The 946-nt window shown below is 29.5% G+C and carries 2 protein-coding genes; both read left to right on the forward strand.

Annotated features, from left to right (window positions below):
• Positions 1–156 precede the first annotated feature (156 nt).
• Entirely contained in the window at positions 157–396 is a 240-nt protein-coding gene (locus ACP5Q2_RS09850) for an AbrB/MazE/SpoVT family DNA-binding domain-containing protein (protein ID WP_428099616.1), read from the forward strand.
• A 299-nt stretch (positions 397–695) separates the two neighbouring features.
• Positions 696–946, forward strand: a 251-nt coding sequence (locus tag ACP5Q2_RS09855; protein WP_428099619.1) for a hypothetical protein, incomplete at its 3' end; no start/stop codon positions are given.

The raw sequence follows: 946 nt of genomic DNA on the forward strand, positions 1-946 counted from the left end.
ATGCTTATGCAATAGGCTATAGCTTTTTCAGGTCTATTGAGGTAAATTTATGTGGTTAATTTCTCACTCAACGTATAAATCATATATTATTAACAATTATTACGTAATGTTGTCGTAAACTCAAATTACATAATATAAAGTGATATAATAACTGTTATGAGCAAGGTAAAAGTTGCTAAGATTAATAAAAAAGGTCAGATTACCATTCCTGCTGAATATAGGAAAAGATTAAAACATAACGTCGTAGAAGTCTATATTGATGAAGACAGAATAATCATAAAGCCTGTTGAGGATTTAGGCGGCATATTAAATGAGTATGCTATAAAAGACAAGCCTATAGAAAAAGTAATAGATATGGAAAATAGTGTTGCGAGTGAAGTGTTTTTAAATGGATAAATTCTTCCTTTTACCATACAAGTTAACCTATATATATTATTCAGACCTTCTTATAGGTTAACTCTTTTTAAAGAAGAAAACTCTATCATATGTAAAAACAAACCTTTACTTTCAAAGATTTTTAAAACTTTTCTTCAAGAATTTTAGGTTAATAGTAACTTCAAAACCTTTATGCTCATGCAATAGGCTACAACTTTTTCAGGTCTATTAAGGTAAATTTATGTGGCTAATTTCTCACTCAACGTATGCATTATAATAATGATAGTGTAATCTAAAAATTTATAAGGGGGTATTGTGTTATGGAATTAGAGGAATTGAAGAGTAAAGTAGGTCAAGTAGTTGAGTTAGAAGGTAGGGTAGAACGTGTGTGGCTTAGTGATAAGAATGGCAATTTTGCTCTCAAATTAAGTTTAGGGAATAGACATGCATTGTTTGTTAGGTTTCCTAGAGATAATTTTAAAGATCAGAAATCTTTATTGTATGAATTTGAGGTGGGAGAGAATGTAAAATTAGTAGGAACGTTATCTTGGAGTAATAATAAAAATGGGGT

Origin of the sequence: Calditerrivibrio sp. (assembly GCF_049968475.1) — a bacterium.
GTDB lineage: Bacteria > Chrysiogenota > Deferribacteres > Deferribacterales > Calditerrivibrionaceae > Calditerrivibrio > Calditerrivibrio nitroreducens_A.

Bases quoted from the DNA above. Each gene is read 5' to 3' on its own strand.
- ACP5Q2_RS09850 (WP_428099616.1), top strand. From the start codon at position 157: ATGAGCAAGGTAAAAGTTGCTAAGATTAATAAAAAAGGTCAGATTACC.